12 protein-coding genes are annotated in these 16,010 nt (G+C 64.7%); 3 read left to right on the top strand and 9 right to left on the bottom strand.

The annotated features are described in order from the left end of the window. Window positions 1–39 precede the first annotated feature (39 nt). Complete coding sequence (locus P6U28_RS06560; RefSeq protein WP_129145826.1) at window positions 40–1,008, top strand: SMP-30/gluconolactonase/LRE family protein; 969 nt, start codon at window positions 40–42, stop codon at window positions 1,006–1,008. A gap of 270 nt (window positions 1,009–1,278) precedes the next feature. Here the strand turns inward: P6U28_RS06560 and P6U28_RS06555 are convergent, their stop codons facing one another. Continuing rightward, window positions 1,279–2,709 carry an aldehyde dehydrogenase family protein gene (locus tag P6U28_RS06555; RefSeq protein ID WP_407121969.1) on the bottom strand — a complete coding sequence of 477 codons (1,431 nt, stop codon included), beginning with the start codon at window positions 2,707–2,709 and terminating at the stop codon, window positions 1,279–1,281. A 319-nt stretch (window positions 2,710–3,028) separates the two neighbouring features. Then, a complete protein-coding gene (locus tag P6U28_RS06550; RefSeq protein ID WP_407121968.1) occupies window positions 3,029–5,389 on the bottom strand; it encodes a transketolase in 2,361 nt (786 codons plus the stop codon). Window positions 5,390–5,521: 132 nt separating this feature from the next. Between P6U28_RS06550 and P6U28_RS06545 the strand changes: the two genes are divergently transcribed. Then, the gene (locus P6U28_RS06545; protein ID WP_027571162.1) at window positions 5,522–5,983 is read left to right on the top strand and encodes an Lrp/AsnC family transcriptional regulator; all 462 of its coding nucleotides are present in this window, start codon (window positions 5,522–5,524) and stop codon (window positions 5,981–5,983) included. An 86-nt stretch (window positions 5,984–6,069) separates the two neighbouring features. On the opposite strand, the gene P6U28_RS06540 is transcribed toward P6U28_RS06545, so the two are convergent. From P6U28_RS06540 to P6U28_RS06525, 4 genes are all read right to left on the bottom strand, one after another. Further along, a complete protein-coding gene (locus tag P6U28_RS06540) occupies window positions 6,070–7,149 on the bottom strand; it encodes a zinc-binding dehydrogenase (RefSeq protein WP_129145824.1) in 1,080 nt (359 codons plus the stop codon). A gap of 60 nt (window positions 7,150–7,209) precedes the next feature. Next, the gene (locus P6U28_RS06535; RefSeq protein ID WP_122404365.1) at window positions 7,210–8,196 is read right to left on the bottom strand and encodes a DMT family transporter; all 987 of its coding nucleotides are present in this window, start codon (window positions 8,194–8,196) and stop codon (window positions 7,210–7,212) included. 142 nt (window positions 8,197–8,338) lie between these two features. After that, window positions 8,339–9,178, bottom strand: coding sequence for an aldo/keto reductase (locus P6U28_RS06530; RefSeq protein ID WP_407121967.1), 840 nt, complete (start codon window positions 9,176–9,178; stop codon window positions 8,339–8,341). Window positions 9,179–9,197: 19 nt separating this feature from the next. Next, window positions 9,198–10,094, bottom strand: a complete 897-nt coding sequence (locus tag P6U28_RS06525) for an SMP-30/gluconolactonase/LRE family protein (protein ID WP_129145822.1) — start codon at window positions 10,092–10,094, stop codon at window positions 9,198–9,200. Window positions 10,095–10,368: 274 nt separating this feature from the next. Between P6U28_RS06525 and P6U28_RS06520 the strand changes: the two genes are divergently transcribed. Then, complete coding sequence (locus P6U28_RS06520) at window positions 10,369–11,538, top strand: IS481 family transposase (protein ID WP_122402679.1); 1,170 nt, start codon at window positions 10,369–10,371, stop codon at window positions 11,536–11,538. Window positions 11,539–11,594: 56 nt separating this feature from the next. On the opposite strand, the gene P6U28_RS06515 is transcribed toward P6U28_RS06520, so the two are convergent. From P6U28_RS06515 to P6U28_RS06505, 3 genes are read right to left on the bottom strand one after another with little or no spacing between them, the layout of a single operon-like run. Next, on the bottom strand, window positions 11,595–14,300 hold the full coding sequence (locus P6U28_RS06515; protein WP_407121966.1) for a molybdopterin-dependent oxidoreductase: 2,706 nt from the start codon (window positions 14,298–14,300) through the stop codon (window positions 11,595–11,597). A gap of 1 nt (window position 14,301) precedes the next feature. After that, a complete protein-coding gene (locus P6U28_RS06510; protein ID WP_407121965.1) occupies window positions 14,302–15,519 on the bottom strand; it encodes an NAD(P)/FAD-dependent oxidoreductase in 1,218 nt (405 codons plus the stop codon). A gap of 10 nt (window positions 15,520–15,529) precedes the next feature. Further along, entirely contained in the window at window positions 15,530–15,958 is a 429-nt protein-coding gene (locus tag P6U28_RS06505; RefSeq protein ID WP_122406770.1) for a globin family protein, read from the bottom strand. Window positions 15,959–16,010 lie beyond the last annotated feature (52 nt).

Below are 16,010 nucleotides of genomic sequence, written 5' to 3'. Positions count from 1 at the left end.
CAGACTTGGACAGAGGGAACGCAACAACGAGAACCGCACATGAACGATGCATCGTCCCATAACCAAGGCTGGCGCCCGGCGACCTATTACCCTGACCCCGCGATAAGAGCACTCGATCCCCGCTTCGAAAAATACTGGCTGAAGCTTTCGGCGGTGGAGCGGCTGGCGACCGGCCTGCGCTGGGCCGAAGGGCCGGTGTGGTTCGGCGACGGGCGTTATCTGCTCTGCAGCGATATTCCAAACCAGCGTATCCTCAAATGGGAGGAAGAAACTGGCGCGGTCAGCGTGTTCCGCAAACCTTCCAACTTCGCCAACGGCAACACCAGGGATCGCCAGGGCCGGCTGATCACCTGTGAGCATGGCGGCCGTCGCGTGGTGCGCACCGAATATGACGGCAGCATCACCGTGCTGATGGATCAATTCAACGGCAAGCGGTTGAACTCGCCGAACGATGTCGTCGTTAAATCGGACGGCTCGATCTGGTTCACCGACCCGACCTTCGGCCTGCTCGGCAATTACGAGGGCTACAAGGCCGAGCCCGAGATCGAGCCGAACGTCTACCGGCTCGATCCCGCGACCGGCAAGGCGACCATCGTCGCCGAGGGTGTGCTGGGGCCGAACGGGCTGTGCTTCTCGCCCGACGAGAAGATCCTCTATGTCGTGGAATCGCGTGGGGTGCCGAACCGAAAGATCCTCGCCTATGACGTCTCGCCTGAAGGCACCACGATCTCGAACAAGCGCGTTCACATCGACGCAGGTCCCGGCACGCCCGACGGCATGCGCTGCGACATCGACGGCAATCTCTGGTGCGGCTGGGGCATGGGCGATCCCGAGCTCGACGGCGTCGTCGTGTTCGCGCCCGACGGCGTCATGATCGGCCGCATCGCCCTGCCCGAACGCTGCGCCAATCTCTGCTTCGGCGGCGTCAAGCGCAACCGCCTGTTCATGGCGGCGAGCCAGTCGATCTATGCGCTGTATGTGAACACGCAGGGCGCGGTGGGGGGATAGGCTCTCCACCGTGACGGTCTCGTAGGGGGGCAAGGCGAAAAGCGTGCCCACCTTTCTTACTCGTCGCAAGAAAGATGGTGGGCACGTCACGCGAAGAGCGCGCCTTTGCCCATCTTACGAGATCCCTCTTCCGTCATTGCGAGCGAAGCGAAGCAATTCAGACTGTCTCCGCGGAAGGATTCTGGATTGCTTCGCTTCGCTCGCAATGACGAAACGAAAACGCCGGAGCGGTTTCCCGCTCCGGCGCTTTGTTCGTTCGGTCGCTGAAACTTACGCCGCGTTGAAGCCGGCGACCGCCTTCACTTCGAGGAAGTCCTCGAGGCCGTACTTGCCCCACTCGCGGCCGTTGCCGGACTGCTTGTAGCCGCCGAACGGCGCGGTGCGGTCGTTGGGTACGCCCTGGAGGTTGACGTTGCCGGCGCGGATCTGGCGCGCGACGCGCTTGGCGTCATCGACCGTCGGGCCCGAGACGTAGCCGGCGAGACCATAGGGCGTGTCGTTGGCGATGCGCACGGCGTCGGCTTCGTCCTTGGCGCCGATGATGGTCAGCACCGGCCCGAAGATTTCTTCGCGGGCGATCGTCATCTCGTTGGTGACGTCGGCGAAGATGGTCGGACGGACGTAGAAGCCCTTGTTGACGCCCTCGGGCAGGCCCGGGCCGCCGGCGACGAGCGTTGCGCCCTCGTCGATGCCCTTCTTGATCAAGGCCTGGATCTTGTCCCACTGGCCGCGATTGACGACCGGACCGATGGTGGTGCCTTCGCCGCGCGGATCGCCGGCCTTGGTCTTGTCGGCGACGGCCTTCGCGATCGCGGCGACTTCCTTCATCTTCGACAGCGGCACGATCATGCGCGAGGGCGCATTGCAGGACTGGCCGGAGTTGTTGAACATGTGCATCACGCCGCCGGTCACCGCCTTCTGCAGGTCCGCGCCTTCGAGGATGACGTTCGGCGACTTGCCGCCGAGTTCCTGACTGACGCGCTTCACGGTGGGAGCCGCGCGCTTTGCCACGTCGATGCCGGCGCGGGTCGAGCCGGTGAAGGAGATCATGTCGATATCGGGGTGCTCGCTCATGGCGGCGCCGACCTCGGGCCCGAGACCATTGATGAGATTGAACACGCCCTTCGGCACGCCGGCCTCATGCAGGATTTCCGCGAAGATCAGCGCCGAGGTCGGGGTGAACTCCGACGGCTTCAGGATCATCGTGCAGCCGGCGGCGAGCGCAGGCGCGACCTTGCAGGCGATCTGGTTGAGCGGCCAGTTCCAGGGCGTGATCATGCCGACCACCCCGATCGGCTCGCGCAGCACCATGGCGGTGCCGACCGGCTCCTCGAAATGATAGTTCTTGAGCACGTCGAGCGTGGTCATCAGATGGCCAAGGCCAGCGCCGGCCTGCAGCTTCTCGGCCATCGGCAGCGGCGCGCCCATCTCGTCGGAGACGGCGGCACCGATTTCCTTCAGACGGCCCTTGTAGATCTCGATGATCTTGGTGAGCAGCGCAACGCGCTCCTCGCGGCTGGTCTGGGAGAACGTCGCAAAAGCGCGCTTGGCAGCGGCGACCGCCTTGTCGACATCGGCCTTGGAGCCCAGCGCAACCTCGTACATCGCCTCTTCCGTCGCTGGATTGATCACGGCGGTGGACTTCTTGACGGCGGGATCGACCCAGGCGCCGTCGATGTAGAATTGCATGCGATTGACCATCGTTAACCTCTTCTTGGGGGCTTGGAGGGGGCGTTTCGGCAGGCATCCTTGCACGAAAGCGCCGGCAGTTGAACCCGCCATATGCGGGGCCAGCGTTGCGGCGAGCGGAGGTTATATGAGCCGATGGCGGGAACGAGGCAAGCGCGGCTCGGCTCAGCGTCGCGACATTTCATGTCGCGCCTTGTCCGGGACACGAGATCAGAGCGCGTGCAAACACGCGCTTGCCCCGGACGCAGGCAGCACTTCCCTGGCGATGCGAAGCATCGTCCAGTTCAGTGATGCGCTGCAGAGCGGGGGCCCATGCAGGCAGTTACCTCGACTACACCGCCATCTTCCGATGCAGCACCGGCGCGCCGGTGGTGAGGCTCTCGGCCGCATCGATGATGGCATTGGCATCGATACCGTAATGCCGATACAGGTCAGCGATGGTGCCGGTCTGGCCGAACTGCTCGATGCCGAGCGCCTCGACGCGATGGCCGCGGACGCTGCCGAGCCAGCCGAGCGCGGCAGGATGGCCATCGATCACGGTCACGATGCCGCAGTCGCGCGGCAGCGGCGCCAGCAGTTTCTCGATGTGGCTGAGATGCTGCAGACCGCGACGGTCGCGGCGCAATTTCCGTGCGGCGGTCCAACCGGCATGCAGCCGGTCGGCCGAGGTGATCGCGAGCAGGCCGACGTCGCGGCGGCTCTCGCCGATGAAGCCGGTCGCCTCGATGGCCTCGGGCGCGACTGCGCCGGTATAGGCGATCACGACCTCGGCATTCGGGCCCGGCTTGCGCAGCCAATAGGCGCCATCCGTGATGCCCTGCCTCAGCTCCGGCGTCATGATCCGCTGCGCCTGCTCGATGCTGCGCGTCGAGAGGCGCAAGTAAACCGAGCCGCCCTCGCCTGGATCGCGCTGCATGTGATCAAAGCCGAAAGCCATGATCACGGCGAGTTCGTCGACGAAGGCCGGCTCGAACGAGGCGAGCCCATCCTGCGCCATGCCGATCAAGGGCGTTGCGATCGACTGATGCGCGCCGCCCTCGGGCGCGAGCGTGATGCCGGACGGCGTCGCCGCCACCATGAAGCGTGCATCCTGGTAGCAGGCATAGTTCAGCGCATCGAGACCCCGCTCGATGAAGGGATCGTAGAGCGTGCCGACCGGCAGCAGGCGCTCGCCATTGATCTGGTGCGACAGGCCGAGCGCCGAGAGCATGATGAAGAGGTTCATTTCGGCAATGCCGAGCTCGAGATGCTGGCCCTTGGGCGAAGCATCCCAGTTATAGGTCGATGGAATTTTCTCGCTGCGGAATAAGTCCGCTTTCTCCGCGCGGGCGAACAGGCCGCGCCGGTTCACCCACGGGCCGAGATTGGTGGAGACGGTGACGTCGGGCGAGGTCGTGACGATACGCTTTGCCAATTCGCTGTCGCTGCGCGCGATCTCGTTCAGCACGAGGCCAAAGCCCTGCTGGGTCGACATCTGCGGCGATGGCTTGAACGTGAGTTGGGGCACCTCGACGACGGGAGCCGTCAGCCGGCGGCCGTCCTGATTGAACGGCGCCCGCGCGAGGAAAGCTTCCAGTTCGGCCGCATCCTGCGTCAGCCCTTCGAACTTGTCCCATTCATGGCCGGGCCGGATGTTCTGGCTATCGCGATACTTCTCCATCTGCGCAACGGTCATCAGGCCGGCGTGGTTGTCCTTGTGGCCCTGGAATGGCAGGCCGACGCCCTTGATGGTGTAGGCAATGAAGCAGACGGGGCGATCGTGGTCGATGGAGTCGAAAGCCTCCAGCATGCTCGCCATATCGTGGCCGCCGAGATTCGACATCAGCGCCAGCAGCTCCTCGTCGCTGCGCTTGTCGATCAGTTTGGTGATCGGGCCCTGGTCGCCGATCTCGTCATGCAGATGCTTTCGGAAGGCAGCACCGCCCTGGAAGCACAGCGCCGCATAGAGTGCGTTCGGGCAATTGTCGATCCAGCGCTTGAGCGCCTCGCCGCCTGGTTCCGCAAATGCCTCGCGCATCAGGCGGCCGTATTTCACGATCACCACGTCCCAGCCGAAATTGCGGAACATGGTCTCGAACTTTTCCCAGAGCCCCTCGCGCACGACGGCGTCGAGCGACTGGCGGTTGTAGTCGACCACCCACCAGGTGTTGCGCAGGCCGTGCTTCCAGCCCTCGGCAAGCGCTTCGAAGATGTTGCCCTCGTCCATCTCGGCATCGCCGACGAGGGCAATCATCCGCCCCTCGCGCCGATCCTTCATCCAGCCGTGTGCCTTGACGTAGTCCTGAACCAGCGAAGAGAACAGCGTCTGCGCGACGCCGAGGCCGACCGAGCCGGTGGAGAAATCGACGTCGTCGACGTCCTTGGTGCGCGAGGGATAGGACTGCGCGCCCTTGAATCCACGAAAGTTCTCCAGTTTCTCGCGGGTCTGGCGGCCGAACAGATACTGGATGGCGTGGAACACCGGGCTCGCATGCGGCTTCACCGCGACGCGATCCTCAGAGCGCAGCACATGGAAATACAGCGCCGACATGATGGTCGCGAGCGAGGCCGACGAGGCCTGGTGGCCCCCGACCTTGAGGCCATCCGCATTGGGACGAACATGGTTGGCGTGGTGGATGGTCCAGGAGGACAGCCACAGCGTCTTGCGGGCGAGCGCGGTCAACGTGTCGAGACGGGCGGAATCAACGGGCATGGCGATGCTCCGGGAAATACGCACCGATCATACGCCTGCGAGCCGCGTCAAACTTCTCAATTTTTCGCGCCATAACCATCGATTTTGGGATATTTTACCAATGTAGTGCCGCAAGATGCAGGTTCCATCCCAATGCCTGAGCTCGACGCCATCGACCGCAAGATCCTCAGCCACCTCCAGAACGACAGCCGCCTGACCATGCAGGAGCTCGCGGACAAGGTCGGGCTCTCGGTCTCGCCCTGCCACCGCAGGGTCAAGCTGCTGGAGGAGCGCGGCGTCATCTCGCGCTACGTCGCGACCGTGGATCAGAAGGCGCTGGGGCTGCATGTCAGCGTCTTCATCTCGATCAAGCTGGCGCGGCAGAAGGAGGAGGACCTCAACCGCTTCGCCCGTGCCATCTCCAAATGGGACGAGGTCTTGGAGTGCTATCTGATGACCGGCAATCGCGACTATCTGCTGCGCGTCGTCGCTGCCGACCTCGCCTCCTACGAGACATTCCTGAAGACCAAGCTGACCCGGCTCGACGGCATCGCCTCGATCGAATCGAGCTTTGCGCTGAGCCAGGTGAAGTATTCGATCGCACTGCCGGTGTGATGGCCGTTGGTCACCGCTCTTGTCCGCCGAAGCCTTGGCGAAGACGGATGCGCGGGAGGGAGCGCACTGCCGCTGCGGCTACACCATCACCGCCACGGCTGCACGATGATCTTGGTGTGGGCTTCAGGGTTGGCGAGATCCGTGAAGGCTTTCGCGACGCCGTCGATGCCGACCTTCGCCGTCACCATCGCCGCCGCATCCACCTGCCCCTCGGCAATCAGCCGAAGTGACGCCGCGAATTCCTCCGGCGTGTAGCCGAGCACGTATTGCACATTGAGCTCCTTCATGATGCCGAGCATCGGCTCGCTTCTGTCGGTCTCCATGCAGACGCCGACCACGACGATGCGCGCATCGCGCGGGGCACCTTCGAACACCTGCTGGAGCAACCCGGGCACGCCGACACATTCGAAGATGATCGCGGGCTTGAGCGCCGGCTGCATGGCCTGGAACGGGGACCGCGCCGCCTTCTCGGCTTCCGACATCTGCGCGTGCTCCGCCCAGGTCGCGTAGGGCTGCGAAACTCTGGGATCGACGACGATGTCGGCACCCAGCTTTGCCGCCAGCGCGCGACGCGCCGGGGAATAATCGGCAGCGACGATCGGATGCAGGCCCCTGATCTTGAGTGCGGCGATCACCGCGAGCCCGACGGGGCCGCAGCCGATCACGAGCGGCACTTCGCCGCCGCTTATATTGGCTTTGGCGACGGCGTGGACGCCGACCGCCAGCGGCTCGGTGAGCGCGGCGTGCTCCGGCGCAAGTCCGTTGGGCACCTCGAGCAGCAGCGCTTCACTGAGCAGCATCGCCTCCGCATAGCCACCGACGTTGTCGTTGGAATAGCCGATGCCTTCGACACCCCCAGGTGTCACCAGCGCCGGCAGCGAGCAGACGTGTGTTCCCCGCTTGAGCCTGCGTGCCGTGCCGGGACCGTAATCGACGATCTCGCAGCAGAACTCGTGCCCGAACACGACGTCACGGCTAAGGTCCATCGGCTTGCGCCCGACCTTCCGCGCCATCTCGACCATGCGGGGGGCGTGCTGACGTGCATGCAAATCGGAGCCGCAGATGCCGCAGGCGAGCGTCTTGACCAGGACCTGACCATTGCCGGGTTTCGGCTCAGCCATCCGATCGACGACAATCTCTCCGTTCCTGAAAATCGCGGCGCGCATCGGGCTCCTCCCTCATCGTTGGAGCCTTTGATAGCACGAAGTGGAAACCGCGATATTGCGTCAGGCGTTCGGGGAGCGCTCTTCCAGAACCAGGAGCTGGGCGCGGCGGACGCGCTCGCGATGGGCGATGTAGAGACCGCTCGCGACGATGAAGGCCGCGCCGACGATGGTCCAGATGCTCGGCACCTCGCCGAAGATGAAGAAACCGAGAATGCTGACCCACAACAATTGCGAGTAGGAAAACGGCGCCAGCACCGAAGCATCGCCATAGCGATAGGCCAGCACGACGATCCACTGACCGGCGGTCGAGGCAACCCCGATGAAGATGCCGAGTGCGATCGCGGTCCAGGATGGCGTCACCCAGACGAACGGCACGATTGCGGTGAGGATCGCAAGGCCGGTCAGCGAGGAATAGGCCATGGTGGTGACGACGGCTTCCCGCCCGCTCATCATCCGCGTCAGGATCAGCGTGCCGGCCCAGCAGGCCGCGGAGACGACGGGGAAGAACGCCGCTGGATGAAACGCGCTGGTGCCCGGGCGCAGGATGATCAGCACGCCGACGAGGCCGAGCGCGGTCGCGAACCAGCGGCGCATGCCGACCTTCTCGCCGAGGAAGACGATCGAGAGCGCAGTGACGAACAGCGGCGCGACGAAGCCGGTGGCGGACGCCTCCGCGATCGGCAGGAAGCCGAGGCCCGTAATGAAGAACAGCGAGGAGCCGAGCAGCACCGCGCCGCGCATCACGTGCAATCCGGGACGCTCGGTGCGCATCGCGTAGTACGGCGAGGACCGCAGCATCACCGGCGTGAAGATCAGCGCGAAGGTGAGAAAGCGGATCCAGGTGATCTCGATCGAAGGCAGGCTGGTCGAGAGATATTTCGCGGCGGTGTCGGAGCAGCCGAGAAACACGGTCGAAAGCAAGATCAGTGCGATGCCCTTGAAGGGATGGTCGACGCGCGCAGGTGCGCGGCGGCCGACATGCTTCTTCTCGGGAACGGGCACGGAAATACTGTCGAGCCTTGCGGCTGCGGCTGGCGGCGGGGTCACGGCTGGAACTCGGGAAAAAAGCGAATCGAGCGCCTCTAAAAAACGACAAATGCGCCGCGTTCACAACTTCCGAAAACAGGATGCCGATATGCGCTGATCGCCGCGCGCGTCAATGCTCCATTAATAATGCGCGTTTGCTGCACTACAACATGGGCAGGCTGCGCGGCTTCGGCCCGCGCGGAAACGCCGCATCGAGCGCCGCAATCTCCTCTTTCGTCAGCACGAGATCGCCAGCCTCCGCGTTTTCCCCGGCGTGTTCCGCGGATGACGCCTTCGGGATCGCAAACACCGTAGTCGCACGGGTGAGGAAGCTCAGCGCGACCTGACGCGGCGTCGCACGACGCGCCTCCGCGATGCGCGCGAGCACCGCGCCGCCCCTGGTGTTGCTCGCCGGAAAATCGTCGTGACCGAATGGCGAATAGGCGACGACGGCCACGCCATGCTGCACGCACCACGGGATCACGGCATGCTCGATGGCGCGTTCCTTCAGATGATAGAGCACCTGATTGCAGGCGATCCGCCCTTCGCCGGAGACAGCGAGAATCTCGTCCAGATCGTCGGCATCGAAATTTGAGACGCCCCAGGATTTGACCTTGCCTGATTTCACCAGTTCCTCGAATGCCGCGACGGTGTCTTCCAGCGGATAGGAACCGCGCCAGTGCAGCAGGTAGCAATCGAGACGATCGGTCTTGAGCCGCTTCAGCGAGCGCTCGCACGCCGTGATGGTTCCCCGGCGCGAGGCGTTGGTCGGCAGCACTTTTGAAACGAGGAACACCTCATCGCGCCGGCCTGCAATCGCATCCGCAATGACGAGCTCGGCATCGCCATACATTTCGGCAGTGTCAATATGAGTCATGCCGAGATCGAGCCCGCGCTGAAGCGCCGCGATCGCGCGCTTGCGGTCGCCGTGGTCGAGATACCAGGTGCCCTGCCCGATGACGGAAACGTTGGCGCCGGTCTTGCCGAAAGGGTTTGTGTTCATGTTTATTCCTTCAGGTGCTCTAGAGACCGCTGATATCCGCGACCAGCACGCTGCCGGTCGAGGACTCCGTGATATAGAGCCGATCCTTGTTTTCGCCACCAATCGCCACATTGGTGCAATTCGGTCCCGCGCAGGACTTGATCCGCGCGATCAGTTCGCCGTTAGGCGCGAATACGAAGACGTGGCCGAGCGAAGCGTGGCCGACGAACAGCCGGCCCTTGGCATCCATGGTCATGCCATCGGGGCCGCTGGTGCCGAACAGCGAGCAGAAGCGACCGACCTTCGACACGCTGCCATCCTTCATGAACGGCATCCGCCACACCGCGTTGTCGCGCGTCATGGCGACGAACAGCACGGTCTCGGTCGGGTCGAGCACGAGGCCGTTCGGGCTGATGCCGGTGTCGATCAGGCAATCGAGCCGTCCATTCGATGCGAGCCGATAGACCCGGCCGCTGGGATCATGCAGGCCGGTCTGGCCCTGGTCGGTGAAATAAATGTCGCCATTGGACGCAAGGTGCAGGTCGTTGCAGCCGCGGAACGATTCCGAATTGCGCGCGGTCAGGATGGGCTTGACGCGCCCGGCTCTGGCATCGAGCTCCATGATGCCGTGCATGTAGTCGGCCACCAGGATGCGGCCGCCGGCTGCGATCTTCAGCCCGTTCGGCCAGCCCTCATATTCGACTACGAGCGACCAATCGCCATCGGGCGCGATACGGAAAATGCGATCGAAGGGAATGTCGACGATGTAGAGATTGCCGTCCCTGTCGAAGGATGGCCCCTCGATGAAACTGTCGGTCGGCACATTCGGTCGGTTGGCGTCGGCCCAATCTGTCCGCTCGCCCTTGCGGCGGAATTTGTCGGGCATCGCGGAAAACAGCCTGGTCTCGATCAGGCGCGGCGGCGTTTCCAGGTACATGATTGTTATTATGGATGTTGAGGCGGAGCGCGGCAGCATAGGGCACAATCGGGGGCGCGTCGATTGGGGCGGGGCATGGCCGCCCCGCCCTCACTGTCATTCCCCGCGAAGGCGGGGAATCCAGTACGCCGCAGCTTCTCGATGACCCACTGCCGTCTCGGAGTACTGGATCGCCCGGTCAAAGTGTTCAGCCCGGGGACATGACCGACGGGTGTTCGGGGACATAGCCGACACATCATAGTGCAGGGATTTGGCAGTAAAGGAGGCCAAGTCCATGCCCTGGCGAGAGGTGTCGGTGATGGATCAGCGGCGGGAGTTCGTGCGGCTTGCGATGCAGGAGGGAGCGAACCGGCGGGAGCTCTGCCGGCGGTTCAATATCCATCCCGACACGGGCTACAAATGGCTTGCACGATGGCAAGCGGATCAGAATGTCGACGACCGCTCGCGCCGACCGCATGCGAGCCCGGGACAGACCGATTGCGAGCTTGAGGCACGTATTCTCGCGGTACGCGATGCCCATCCGGCATGGGGAGCTCGCAAGATAGCTCACTGCCTGGAGCGCAATGGCTTGCGTTCGCCAGCAGTCTCAACAGTTCATCAGATCTTGCGTCGGTCTGGCCGCATCAAGCCTCCGATCGGCGGCCCGACGGCAAGCCAGCGTTTCGAGATGCCGGCCCCCAATCTGTTGTGGCAGATGGACTTCAAAGGCTGGGTTCGGCTCGGCAATGATACCCAGTGCCATCCTCTGACGGTGGTGGATGACCACTCCCGCTATGATCTGTGCCTGCAGGCCTGTGCCGATCAACGCACAGATACCGTGCGCAGCCGCTTGGAGAAGACCTTTCGCCACTACGGGCTCCCGGAGGCTTTCTTCGTCGACAATGGTTCGCCCTGGGGTGATCCTTCCGGCGAGCGATGGACACGGTTCTCGGTGTGGCTGCTCAAGCTTGGCGTCGCCGTCATCCACAGCCGCCCATATCACCCGCAAAGCCGCGGCAAGAATGAACGATTCCACCGCACCCTCGCGGCTGAGGTGTTCGCACTGCGACAGTTCCGCGATCTCGCAGAGACGCAGCGTGCCTTCGACGCCTGGCGGGAAGTCTACAACTTCGAACGGCCACACGAGGCGCTCGGACAACAGGTCCCGGCCAGTCGATATCGGCCCAGCCAGCGACCAATGCCCGATCGATTGCCACAGGTCGAATACGACAGCCATGAGATCGTGCGCCGCGTCTCCACGACCAAAGCCTATGTCAGCTTCAAGGGACGTCTTTGGAAAGTGCCACAGGCCTTCCGTGGCGAGCGCCTCGCCATCCGCCCCTCGGCAAACGATGCGCAATACGGGATCTTCTTTGCCGCCCACCAAGTCGCTATCATCGACTTGGCGAGCGGAGAATGTGTCGGCTATGTCCCCGAACACCCGTCGGTCATGTCCCCGGGCTGAACATCAAAGCCGGGCGATGACAGCAGAGTCCGGGGCGACGACCGGGAACGACGCCCCTACCCCGCCGCGCCCGCGACCTTCGCCTGCTTCGCCGGCACGACCTCCGTCGCCGCAATCAAACGCTTCAGCTCGGGGATGCAGGAGCCGCAATTGGTACCTGCCTTGAGCTTGGCGCCGATCTCGGCGGCGGTGCGCGCGCCGCCAGCAATGGTGTCGCAGATGGTGCCGCGGCCGACGCCGAAGCAGGCGCAGACGATCGGGCCGGTCGAGGCGGCGCCTTCGCTGGACTTGCCCGATAGCAGCATGCGGCGCTGATCGTCGGTGACTTGATCGGCGACGAACAGGCTCTTGACCACCTCCCAATCGCCGGCGTCGTGCGCGGGCCCGACGAACAGGCAGGTGTCGATGCGGTCGCCCGCGAACGAGGCGGCGCGATAGACCCCGCCGCCGAAGTCGCGATATTCGGCAACGTCTTCGCCCGCGACGTTCTCGAGCCAGGCGGGCCAGCGCGAAAGATCTGCGTTGTCGGCGAACAGACAGCCGAAACCGCCGGCGACCGTGACGCGGGTCCACAACAGGTTTGGCGGCAGGTCGAGCTGCTTGCGCGACAGCGCAAACCCGCGGAACACGAATTCATAGGGCGCGATCGCAGCCGGCGTCGCTTTGGATTCCGGCTGCCCGGAGAACGGGTCGGTGAAGGACTGCACCAGCGCACCAACCCGGCCATGCGAGGTGTTCATCGCGCTCCAGTGGATCGGCACGAACAGCGTGCCGCGCTGCTGCCCTTCGCTGACGACAGCCTTCAGGGTGCACTGGCCGTAATCGGTGGTGATCCGGGCATAGCTGTCATGAGCGATGCCGTATTTGCTGGCGTCGTCGGGATGGATCTCGACAAACGGCTCGGGCAGATGCGCGCCCAGCCGCTGGCTGAGACCCGTGCGCGTCATGGTGTGCCATTGGTCGCGGATGCGCCCGGTGTTGAGCCGCAAGGGGCGCGCCGGCCCCGTCTCGCCGCGCAGCGCCGGCACCTCCGGCGCGACGAAGCGGCCCTTGCCGTCATTGGTGAAGAAGCCGCCCTGCGCGAAGAACCGCTCGCCGGGCAGCCCGCCTTCCCGCACCGGCCACTGCACCGGCCTCAACGCATCGAACGCTTCGTCCGACAGCGAGGTCAGCGCGCCGATGTCGAAATCGCGGCTGCCGTCGTTCTCGAAGGCCGAGAGCGCGGCATGCTCGCGGAAGATGTCCGCGGCGGATTTGTAGTTGAAACTGTCGCCGAAGCCGAGGCGCTTTGCGGTCTCGCTCAAGATCCACCAATCGGGGCGCGCCTCGCCCGGCGCCGGCAGGAACGAGCGCTGGCGCGAGATGCGCCGCTCGGAATTCGTCACCGTGCCCGATTTCTCGCCCCAGGCCAGCGCCGGCAGCAGCACGTGCGGGCCGGCCTCGACGGTGTCGTTGGAGAGCACGTTCTCGGAGATGACGAACAGTTCGAGCTTCTTCAGCGCATCGCGAACCATGTCGGCATCTGGCAGCGACACCGCCGGGTTGGTGCCCATCACCCACAGCGCCTTGACCTCGCCGCGGTTGATCGCCTCGAACAGCTGCACCGCCTTCAGTCCCTCATGGGTCGCAATGCGCGGCGCCTTCCAGAACCGCCTGACACGATCGATGTCGGGCGGCGTGAAACCCATGTGAGCGGCGAGCATGTTGGCGAGGCCGCCGACCTCGCGGCCGCCCATCGCGTTGGGCTGGCCCGTGAGCGAGAACGGCGAGGCACCAGGCTTGCCGATGCGGCCCGTGGCAAGATGGCAGTTCAGGATCGCGTTGACCTTGTCGGTGCCCTGCGCCGACTGGTTGACCCCCTGCGAATAGAGCGTGACGACCTTCGCGGTCTCGCGAAACATCTTGAAGAAGTTGGCGACGTCCTGCTCGGACAGGCCCGTGGCAAGCGCCGTCGCGGTGACGCTGCCGGCAATGCCCCGCGCACGCGCCAGCGCATCGTCGAATCCGCTCGTGTTCTGCGCGATGTAATCCTGATCGAGCGCGCCGTTGTCGGCGAGATGGACGAACAGGCCGGAGAACAGCGCGGTGTCGGTGCCGGGCTTGAGGCCGAGGAAGAGATCGACATCGCTCGCGGTGTCGGTGCGGCGCGGATCGATCACGATCATGCGCGCGCCGCGCTCCCCACGGTTCTTCAGCATGCGCTGGAACAGCACCGGATGGCACCAGGCCGCATTCGAGCCGACGAAGACGAGCAAGTCGGCCTGGTCGAGATCCTCGTAGCAGCCGGGCACGGTGTCGGCGCCGAAGGCGCGGCGATGGCCGGCAACCGAGGACGACATGCACAGCCGCGAGTTGGTATCTACGTTCGCCGTGCCGACAAAGCCCTTCATCAGCTTGTTGGCAACGTAATAGTCCTCGGTGAGGAGCTGGCCGGAGAGATAGAAGGCGACCGCATCGGCGCCGTCGCGCGCCACGATGTGCTGCATGCGGTGGGCGACATGGTCGAGCGCATCGCTCCAGGCGACCCGCTCCAGCACGCCCTTGCAGCGGATCATCGGGTAGAGCAGCCGGCTTTCGAGCCCGACGGTCTCGCCGAGCGCAGAGCCCTTGGAGCACAGCCGGCCGAAATTGGCGGGATGATCAGGATCGCCCGCGATCGCCGCGCCGCCCCTGCCGTCCGGCGTCGCCAGCACGCCGCAGCCGACTCCGCAATAGGGGCAGGTCGTCTTGGTGGTGCGGAGATTTGGATCGATCGCCGTCATATCAAGCCGCTTTCGAAGGGAGCGCCAGCGCGCGGCCGAACATCATGTCGGTGCGGATCGCCGCCACCTTGTCGCGATTGCGGATCAGCTCGAGGTACCAGAGCGCATCGACGGTATCGCCGATCAGCACCGCGCCGGTGAGCCGGCCGTCGGTGATGACGAGCTTCTTGTAGGTGCCGCGCCTGCGGTCCGACAGCACGAGGCTCTCGCTGCCCTCCCCGCCCATGAAGTCACCGGCGGAGAACACGCTGACGCCGGAGACCTTGAGGTTGGTCGAGACCACGCTGCCCTGATAGGCGGCGGGCCGGCCGGCGAGATGCCGTGCCAGCACGCGCGCCTGCTCATAGGCGGGCTCGACCAGGCCGTAGCAGGTGCCGCGATGCTCGGCGCATTCGCCGAGCGCGAAAATGTCGGACGAGGAGGTCTGCATGATGTCGTTGACGACGACGCCGCGATTGACCGCGATCCCCGCCTCTTTCGCCAGCGCGACGTTCGGCCTGATGCCGGCGGCGAAGATCACCGCATCGGCCTCGATGCGGCTGCCGTCGGCGAGCTCGACAGCCTGGACATGAGCGTCGCCGTGGATGCACTTCGTGCTGGCGTTGAGCAGGATGCGGATGCCCTTGCGCTCGACCAACATCTTGAGCAGGTCGGCCGCGGGCGCATCGAGCTGGCGCTCCATCAGCCGGTCCATCAGATGCAGCAGCGTCACGGGGGCACCGGCCTTGGCGAGACCGTAGGCAGCCTCGAGTCCGAGCAGTCCGCCACCGATGACGACGACGCGCTTCTTCGCCGCAGCCAGCGTCAACAGCAGGTCGACGTCGCGCGTATCGCGAAAGGTGTGCACGCCGGCGAGATCGGCGCCCGGCACGTTGAGCCGCAGCGGCGTCGATCCCGTGGCGAGCACCAGCTTGGAATATTCCATGCTCTCTTCGCCGGCGATCTTGAGCTCGCGGCGGCCGACATCGATCTCGGTCACGCGATAGCCGTAGCGCACCGTGACGCCGCGATGACGCCACCAGTCTGCCGGCCTGAGCTCGATCTCGTGCGAGCCGGTCTCACCGGCCAGCACGGAGGAGAGCAGCACGCGGTTGTAAGCGAGCCGCGGTTCGTCACCGATCACGGCGACCGCGTAGCGGCCGAGCGCGGTCTTGGCGAGCTCGTCGACCAGACGCGCGGCCGCCATACCGTTACCGACGATGACCAGCGGTTCACTCACAAGACATCTCCTATTCGGCGGCCTGCGCTTGTGCGCCGTAGGCCTCGGAAATCATGTAACCGGACAACACGCCATAGGCGTCGGTCCAGGCAGTGGCGAGTTCGGGCGTCCAGGCTTGGCCAAGCCCCTTCTCCAGGGTCCACAGCAAGGTGGCGCCGACCACGGGGTAGTGCTCGGCCTTGGCGCCATAGGCGACGTGACGCTTGGCGAGCGCCGAGGCCGCGGGAAGAATCGTCTCGAGGTTCGACAGGCCGCCGACGACGGCGGCGAGCATGCCCATCAGCTTCTTGCGCTGTTCGGTCATGTCCTCGGGAAACATCGCGCGCACGGACGGAGCCACCTCGAACAGACGATCGTAGAACAGAACCGCGGCCTGCTCCGACATCGGCGCAACCTTGGAAAAGCTCTGCTGAATGAGAGTGATCTGTTCTGGCGTCATGATGTTCTCCTGTCCGTTTCGGTCTGCCTTCGTCCGCGCCATTGCGGAAAAA

The organism is Bradyrhizobium sp. STM 3561 (assembly GCF_045571455.1).
In the GTDB taxonomy this organism is placed as follows: domain Bacteria; phylum Pseudomonadota; class Alphaproteobacteria; order Rhizobiales; family Xanthobacteraceae; genus Bradyrhizobium; species Bradyrhizobium vignae.
Note: the sequence above shows the minus strand (reverse complement) of the source record. Positions and strands in the feature narration are given on the sequence as shown.

Excerpts from the sequence above, each read along its gene's own strand:
- P6U28_RS06525 (WP_129145822.1), bottom strand. The coding sequence starts at position 10,094 with ATGTACCTGGAAACGCCGCCGCGCCTGATCGAGACCAGGCTGTTTTCC.
- P6U28_RS06545 (WP_027571162.1), top strand. The coding sequence starts at position 5,522 with ATGCCTGAGCTCGACGCCATCGACCGCAAGATCCTCAGCCACCTCCAG.
- P6U28_RS06505 (WP_122406770.1), bottom strand. The coding sequence starts at position 15,958 with ATGACGCCAGAACAGATCACTCTCATTCAGCAGAGCTTTTCCAAGGTT.
- P6U28_RS06550 (WP_407121968.1), bottom strand. The coding sequence starts at position 5,389 with ATGCCCGTTGATTCCGCCCGTCTCGACACGTTGACCGCGCTCGCCCGC.
- P6U28_RS06555 (WP_407121969.1), bottom strand. The coding sequence starts at position 2,709 with ATGGTCAATCGCATGCAATTCTACATCGACGGCGCCTGGGTCGATCCC.
- P6U28_RS06530 (WP_407121967.1), bottom strand. The coding sequence starts at position 9,178 with ATGAACACAAACCCTTTCGGCAAGACCGGCGCCAACGTTTCCGTCATC.
- P6U28_RS06520 (WP_122402679.1), top strand. The coding sequence starts at position 10,369 with ATGCCCTGGCGAGAGGTGTCGGTGATGGATCAGCGGCGGGAGTTCGTG.
- P6U28_RS06540 (WP_129145824.1), bottom strand. The coding sequence starts at position 7,149 with ATGCGCGCCGCGATTTTCAGGAACGGAGAGATTGTCGTCGATCGGATG.
- P6U28_RS06515 (WP_407121966.1), bottom strand. The coding sequence starts at position 14,300 with ATGACGGCGATCGATCCAAATCTCCGCACCACCAAGACGACCTGCCCC.
- P6U28_RS06560 (WP_129145826.1), top strand. The coding sequence starts at position 40 with ATGAACGATGCATCGTCCCATAACCAAGGCTGGCGCCCGGCGACCTAT.